The organism is Longimicrobium sp. (genome assembly GCF_036554565.1).
GTDB lineage: Bacteria > Gemmatimonadota > Gemmatimonadetes > Longimicrobiales > Longimicrobiaceae > Longimicrobium.
In genome coordinates, this window is sequence record NZ_DATBNB010000080.1 from 1 (window position 1) to 6408 (window position 6408).

Consider the following 6408-nt stretch of genomic DNA (forward strand, 5'->3'; position numbering starts at 1 on the left):
CGCACTACCGCGAAAAGGGGACGGATTCGCAGCGCGGCGACGGCGTGTTCACCGAGTCGCTGGACGCACTGCGGGCGCTGAACGCGCTGGGCTACGGGCAGGAGGGGACGGGGCTGCAGCTGGACCTGGTCACCAACCCGGTCGGCACCTTTCTGCCGGGCGACCAGACGGGGCTGGAGGCGGAGTGGAAGCGGCAGATGGAGCGGCTGTACGGCATTCGCTTCACCCGGCTGTACACCATCACCAACATGCCCATCAGCCGCTACCTGGAGTTCCTGGCGGAGAGCGGACGGCTGAACGAGTACATGGAGCGGCTGGTGACGGCTTTCAACCCCGCCGCGGCCGCGGGAGTGATGTGCCGCAACACGCTTTCGGTGGGATGGGATGGCGTGCTGTACGACTGCGACTTCAACCAGATGCTGGGGCTTCCGGTGGACCCGCGCGGGCCGCGGACCATCTTCGACTTCGATCTGGATGCGCTGAGCCGGCGCGACATCGTGCTGGGGCCGCACTGCTTCGGCTGCACGGCGGGCGCGGGCTCCAGCTGCGGGGGCGCCACGGCGTGACGGGCGCGTGGTACGGCGGATGCGAGACGGCGGCCCGGACCGTCAACCCGAAGCACGAAACCCGAATCCCGAGATGCCGATGTCCAGGCTACGCAACCTGCCCGTCTGCCTGCTGACCGCCCTTGCCCTGGCCGCCTGCGACGGCGCGGGCGAGCACAACGTCCCCGACGAGGCCGAGCAGACCACCAACACCGCCGATTCGGCCGCAGCGGGCACCGCCGTCCCGGGTGTCCTGCCGCCCGAGGGCACCGTGAACCCGGCGGCGCCCTCCGGCCCCGGCACGTCGCCGACTGCGGGGGATTCCACCACGCAGGTGCCCAACGCCGTCGGCCAGCCCGTGCAGAGCGGCGCGACGGGCCCGGTGCCCGCGCAGGGCGACACCGGCCGCACGCCCTGAGCCTCGATCAGACGATGAGGGTGCCGCCGTGGGGCAGGACGTGCAGGTCCCCCGGCGGCAGCCCGGAGTCTTTCCACGCGGCTCGCAGGCGGACGGGCGGCTCCAGCGGGTCCTCGTCCGTCAGGCGGAAGGTGCCCCAGTGCATGGGGACGAACGCGCCCCGCCCGCCCAGGTCGCCGTAGGCGCGCACCGCCTCGTCGGGGTTCATGTGTGCCGGCGCCATGAACCAGCGCGGATCGTACGCGCCGATGGGCATCATCACGGCGTCGAACGGGCCCAGCCGCCGGCCGATCTCGCCGTATCCTTGGAAGTATCCGCTGTCCCCGCCAAAATAGACGCCGCGCCCCGACACGGTCCGCAACGCGAACGATCCCCAGAGCCGGTCGTTGAACTCGCGCAGCCCGCGCCGCGTCCAGTGCTGGGCCGGCGCGCAGGTGATGGACAGCGGCCCGCCCGCCGCGGGCAATTCCACCGTATCCCACCAGTCCACGTCATGCACGTTCCTCGTGATGCCGCGCGCGACCAGCCACGTCGCGTGCCCCAGCGGCGCGATCCACGTCAGCGCATCATCGTGCGTCGCGTGAAGCTCGCGGACCGTCGGCTCGTCGAGGTGATCGTAATGGTCGTGCGAGAGCAGGACGGCGTCGATGGGCGGCAGATCGCTGAGTGCGAGGCCGGGCGGGGTGAAGCGCTTCGGGCCCATCCACGACAACGGCGAGGCCCGCTGGCTGAAGTGCGGATCGGTGAGCAGGTTCAGCCCGCCGATCTGCAGCAGAAAGCTGGCGTGTCCAATCCAGGTGATGCGAATCTCGTCCGCCGCCGCCCGCGGCCGCGCGATGTCGGGCGCCGCGCGCGGCAGGTCTGACGGCTGCGGATTCGGCGGCTGCTTGGACCACATCCGCTCCCACTGCCACCGCAGCACGCCGCCGCCGGCCCGCTGGTCCGCCACCTCCAGCGGCCAGGGAATCCGGAACCGCCCATCCGGTCCGTGGTGCGCGGGTCTCGCGCGAGAAGTTTCGGTCATCGATTCTGATCGTTTGCCGCCCGACGGACGGAGCGGACGCGCCGGATTCCCGTTTGGTGATTGGCAAAAATCCCACCGGTGGCGCGTTCGCCCCGCTTGTTGCCCCTGAGCGTTGTGTCTAGCTTCAGAATCGTGGGCGACGAATCTCCCGTCGCCCTGCGGCTTCACCCCAGCGATCCAGAGGCTCATGGTTGACTACGATCGCAGCTACCGGATCGATGCCGCGCCGGCTGCAAGCGCCGGCTCAACGGCCCGCACGCGGCCCGCCGCGGTGGAGGGGCCGCCGCCGAGCCGCGCCGCCCTCCAGGACATGGCACGGCGATTCGACGAACTCGCCGCGAAGTGGCGGGAGGACACCGAGTTCGATTCCGCGCCGACGACGATCTATCAGCACCCGGCCTACTTGGAGATCGTCAGTTGGGGTCCGCCGGTTCTGCCGCTGATGTTCGCTGACCTCGCCACGCACGGCTCGTTCTGGTTCGGCGCGCTGCGAACACTCACGGGCGAAGACCCGGTGCCGCGGGAAGACCGGGGACGCATCGCTCGCATGCGAGAGCATTGGCTAAGCTGGGGGCGTGCGCGGGGGTACCTGGATGGATGATGGTCTCCGCACACGATATCCCAGGTTGGCCCGCAGTCACTTCGTCGTGACGAGTCCGCCGAGCGAGGCGTACAACTGCATCGCGTGGGCGGCAGGCCATGATACGGAATGGTGGGATCCGTTAGGTTTCTGGTGGCCACGAGACGCCCTCGCCGAGTGGTCACTTCGCGCGATGCTCGACGTGTTCAGAATATTGGGCTACTCGCCAGCATTTACGGGGGAATTGGAGACGGGGATCGAGAAGATCGCCATTTACGGGTTCGAGAACGATCCAAAGCACGTCACGCGGCAGCTGGAATCCGGCCACTGGACAAGCAAGCTGGGGAAGAACGTAGACATCGAACACGAACTCGACGGCCTCTGCGGGTCCAAGTACGGCGAGGTGCTGATGGTCATGAGTCGCCCACAGGGGGCTCGACCTCGGGGCCCGATACCGCTCGTCCGGCGGGGTGTTGCCGACGCGGTGGGCGCTTGATCTGTCGCCCTGAGAGTGTAGAGTGCGACGAGGCTCTCCTCGTCCGATGCTTCACCCCAGCGATCCAGGACCATGGTCGACTACGATCGGAGCTACCAGCACGACGCCGAGCCGTCCGCCGCCGCAGGCTCATCGGCACGCCAGCGTCCTCCCGTGCCCGCTTCCCCACGGACCGCGCACAGTCGGCGCGCGCCGGAGGAAATGGTGCGGCGCTTTGAGGATCTTGCGGCGCGCTGGCGGGAGGACACCCTGTTCCACTCGTCACCCAAGATCCTCTTCGAGCATCCGGCGTATCAGGAGATCATCGGGATGGGCCCACCCGTCGTGCCGCTCCTACTCCGTGATCTCAGGTCCGAGGACTCGCTCTGGTTCACGGCGCTCCACGCGATCACGGGTGAAAATCCGGTCCCACCAGGTGATCGCGGCGACATCCCCCGGATGACGGAGCACTGGCTGAACTGGGGGCGCGAACGCGGCTACGTAGATGGATGATACTCTTCGCGAGAAGTACCCGCGCCTTTCCCACGGTCACTTCGTGGTCACGAGCCCCGCGACGCGCAAGTACAACTGCGTCGCTTGGGCAGCCGGGGACGACCGGCATTGGTGGGCTCCCGATATAGCCGCATGGTGACCGGAAGCCGCTCCGGAAGAGTGGTCCGTCAGTGGGATTGTCGCCGTCTACGAGATGATGGGCTACGCGGCAGAGCCGAATCCCGCTCCAGAGGCGGGCACTGAGAAAATCGCGATCTTTGCCTTGCCCAATGGTTATCCAACGCACGTGGCCCGGCAGGTGGAATCGGGATATTGGACCAGTAAGCTCGGCACGAATGTCGATATCGAGCACGAACTCCATGGTCTCACCGGAACGCGCTTCGGCGAGGTTGTGATGATCATGAGTCGTTCGCTGCGAGGCGAAGTGCCCGCGACGCTGGCTCTACGGTTTCGGGCCGCGGGCGCTTGATCTTTCTCCACCGGGGAGCGTCACGTAAATCGTCAGCCAGCTACAAGGATGCTAAGAGCAGGGCTGCGGCTCTGGACGCGAACCTTCGTGCGGACGACCCCCGGCTCCGCCATGCCGTCCACCTGCAGCACCACGACGGGACGGTGCTGTTCTACAACTCCGCATTCGTCGTCAGGTGGCAGGGCTGGTTGATCGTGCTGACTGAGCACCACGGGCCGCATGTCTATCACCCGGAAGACCTTCACGCGTTCGGGATGTACCGCGCGGTACGTCGGATCGAAGCCGTGCACGACGAGTAGAGCGCGGATGACGTCGGGGCTTCGCGAGCCTTTGCGGACTGGCCTGTTCTCCTGAGAGGAGGATCGTGTGGCGCGGCCGATCTGTGTGGCGGATCCCTCAGTCGCTGCGTGGTACGGTGTAGGGGCAGGTTGTTCGGGGCCGCTCCATCGGGATGACACCGCGCGTTTCGTCAGGTGGGTCGTGCGTGAAGGTGAAGCCCCGAACGGGACGCGCTAGCGGCCCGTCTCGCGGCTTTCCCTTCTTCCAGCGGCGAGTTTTACGTGCCCTGGGACGCGCCCGTGGTCAGGATGGTTATCAGTCGTCCGAAGGGGGCTGGACCTCGGGACCCGCTACAGCTTGTACGGCGGGGCTTTGGCGACGTGGTGGGCGTTTGAGTTCTTCAGATCGCTGTTCGATCATCCGGCGGACGCGGGCGGGGGCGTCGTGCAGGAGGGGCGCGATCAGCGGGGCTTCGGGTAGGTTCTTCCAGTAGCGCAACGGCATTTCGGCGCGCATGGCGCCGGGGCGCAGGCGGCCGGGGTTGAAGGTGCTGGCGTAGTACGTTTTCCAGAGCGCTTCCAGTTCGTCCTCGCCCGGGGCGGCGGAGCGCGGCACGCCGGGGGAGAACGACAGCGTCTCGCCGTCCCAGTGCGCGCACACGCCGGGCGTAAGGATGGACCACGCCATCGACGCGAACCGCTCCGCGAAGAACGGCGCGGCGTGCTCCACCACATCGTGCTCGGGCTCGAACCAGGCCACGTAGCGCGTCTCACCCTCGTGCTCTACCGCGCGGAAGCGGACGAATGCCTTCATCTTGTGCTCCGCGCGCCGCACCGCCTTTTCCATCCGCAGCAGCCGGTGCACGTCAGGGTCGGGCGCTACCTCCATCAGCCCGCGCTCCCCGTGCATGAGCCGCCACACGACGCGGTACATCAATCCCCACCGCTCCGCGTCGCGATGGCACGCCACCCACTGCGCCGCCTCCACGAATCGCCGCGGCACGCGCATCACGTCCTGCGTGGCCGGTAACGCCGCATCCGGCGACGGTCCATCGGCCAGCCCGAGCAGCGGCTGCTGGTCATCCCCCGCCTGCCAGACGACGGATCGCGGCTCCACGCCTTCCACCAGCAGCGCACGAGCCGCGACCCGCCAACCCTCGAACGTCGGCGCGAAAACGATGGTCCTCACGCGACTCGTCCCGCCGTGTCAGGCCGGACATTCACTTCCGCACTCCCCGACTTTCGCACTTTCGCACTTCCCCTCACAGTTCCCCGTGCGTCGCGGCCACAGCCGACTCGAACAGGTCCACCTGCGCGGCCTTCGGGGCGATGCGGTCGCGCAGGTCCAGTGAGTCCGGGCCGAGCAGCGTCGGGCGGTGATCGGCGGTGATGATGAAGGGCAGCGAGCGGCGCAGCGGAATGCCCAGCCGGCGCAGATCGTCGACGCGGATGCTCATCCATCGGCGCGATGCCAAAATGCGCTTCACATTCCGGGCACCCAGTCCGGGGATGCGCAGCAGGTCCTCCCTGGGGGCGCGGTTCACGTCCACCGGAAAGCGCTCGCGGTTGCGAAGTGCCCACGAGACCTTGGGATCCATCGAAAGGTCCAGGTTGGGTGCCTCGCGGGTGGTCAGCTCGTCGGCGCCGAAGCCGTAGAAGCGCATCAGCCAGTCGGCCTGGTAGAGCCGGTGCTCGCGGATGAGCGGCGTGGGCACGACGGGGAGCGCGGAGGCGGCGTCGGGAATGGGGGAAAAGCCGGAGTAGTACACGCGCCGCAGCCTCGGACCCTCGTACAGCGCCGACGCGGTGGACAGGATGGTGGCGTCGGTCGCGTCCGTGGCGCCCACGATCATCTGCGTGCTCTGGCCGGCGGGGGCGAACACGGGAAGCGAGCGCCGGGGCCCCGCGTCGCCCTTCGCCTGGTCGATGCGGTCGCGCAGGTGCGACATGGCCCCTGTGATCTGCACCAGCTTCTTTTCGGGAGCCAGCCGGTCGAGGTTTTCCAGCGTGGGCAGCTCTACGTTGATGCTCAGCCGGTCGGCCCAGCGCCCGGCCTCGTCCAGCAGCTCGGGCGAGGCGTCGGGGATGGTCTTCAGGTGGATGTAG

At 68.0% G+C, this 6408-nt stretch carries 8 protein-coding genes and 2 pseudogenes; 7 read left to right on the top strand and 3 right to left on the bottom strand.

Annotation, left to right across the window (positions count from 1 at the left end; all coding sequences use genetic code 11):
- A partial coding sequence (locus tag VIB55_RS02160) for a DUF3641 domain-containing protein (protein ID WP_331875020.1) occupies positions 1-566 on the top strand: 566 nt, incomplete at its 5' end.
- A 79-nt stretch (positions 567-645) separates the two neighbouring features.
- The gene (locus VIB55_RS02165; RefSeq protein WP_331875021.1) at positions 646-963 is read left to right on the top strand and encodes a hypothetical protein; all 318 of its coding nucleotides are present in this window, start codon (positions 646-648) and stop codon (positions 961-963) included.
- A 7-nt stretch (positions 964-970) separates the two neighbouring features.
- On the opposite strand, the gene VIB55_RS02170 is transcribed toward VIB55_RS02165, so the two are convergent.
- On the bottom strand, positions 971-1987 hold the full coding sequence (locus tag VIB55_RS02170; protein ID WP_331875022.1) for an MBL fold metallo-hydrolase: 1017 nt from the start codon (positions 1985-1987) through the stop codon (positions 971-973).
- Between the two features lie 187 nt (positions 1988-2174).
- On the opposite strand from VIB55_RS02170, the gene VIB55_RS02175 reads away from it, so the two are divergent.
- From VIB55_RS02175 to VIB55_RS02195, 5 genes and pseudogenes are all read left to right on the top strand, one after another.
- Complete coding sequence (locus VIB55_RS02175; RefSeq protein ID WP_331875023.1) at positions 2175-2588, top strand: hypothetical protein; 414 nt, start codon at positions 2175-2177, stop codon at positions 2586-2588.
- Positions 2581-3063: a DUF7689 domain-containing protein gene (locus VIB55_RS25690; RefSeq protein WP_422655649.1), complete on the top strand. Its 483-nt coding sequence runs from the start codon at positions 2581-2583 to the stop codon at positions 3061-3063. Before VIB55_RS02175 ends, VIB55_RS25690 begins: the two co-directional genes overlap by 8 nt.
- Positions 3064-3135: 72 nt before the next feature.
- Entirely contained in the window at positions 3136-3555 is a 420-nt protein-coding gene (locus VIB55_RS02185; RefSeq protein WP_331875025.1) for a hypothetical protein, read from the top strand.
- A pseudogene (locus tag VIB55_RS25695) lies at positions 3548-4024 on the top strand (DUF7689 domain-containing protein). The gene VIB55_RS02185 and the pseudogene VIB55_RS25695 overlap by 8 nt, the downstream one beginning before the upstream one ends.
- On the top strand, positions 4021-4323 hold the full coding sequence (locus VIB55_RS02195; RefSeq protein WP_331875027.1) for a hypothetical protein: 303 nt from the start codon (positions 4021-4023) through the stop codon (positions 4321-4323). Before VIB55_RS25695 ends, VIB55_RS02195 begins: the two are co-directional and overlap by 4 nt.
- A 295-nt stretch (positions 4324-4618) precedes the next feature.
- On the opposite strand, the gene VIB55_RS02200 is transcribed toward VIB55_RS02195, so the two are convergent.
- Positions 4619-5491, bottom strand: coding sequence for a TIGR03915 family putative DNA repair protein (locus tag VIB55_RS02200; RefSeq protein WP_331875028.1), 873 nt, complete (start codon positions 5489-5491; stop codon positions 4619-4621).
- 73 nt (positions 5492-5564) lie between these two features.
- Positions 5565-6408: pseudogene (locus VIB55_RS02205) on the bottom strand (biotin synthase); the annotation flags it as partial.